Consider the following 323-nt stretch of genomic DNA (forward strand, 5'->3'; position numbering starts at 1 on the left):
AGGTGTTGATATTGAGTTAAGACGTTCAATGTGGACGTTTTTAACTGAATTAAATCAACAAGGTGTAACGATCATTCTAACGACTCATTATTTAGAAGAAGCTGAAAACTTATGTAGAAATATCGGTATTATTAATCAAGGTGAATTAGTGATTAATACCAGTATGAAAGAGTTATTGAGTCGATTAGATAATGAAACCTTTATCTTGGATGTTGAACATTTTAGTCAATTGCCTACCAGTAATGAATTTACTTTAACGGCTATTGATGACAGTACCTTAGAGTTAGAGCTGCCAAAGTCACAATCACTTAATCAAGTATTTG

At 31.9% G+C, this 323-nt stretch carries 1 pseudogene; it reads left to right on the forward strand.

The features are described 5' to 3' along the window. Positions 1–323 (forward strand): annotated as a pseudogene (locus DS885_RS11510) (ABC transporter ATP-binding protein); the annotation flags it as partial.

The sequence above is a fragment of the Psychromonas sp. B3M02 genome (assembly GCF_003318165.1).
In the GTDB taxonomy this organism is placed as follows: Bacteria; Pseudomonadota; Gammaproteobacteria; order Enterobacterales; family Psychromonadaceae; genus Psychromonas.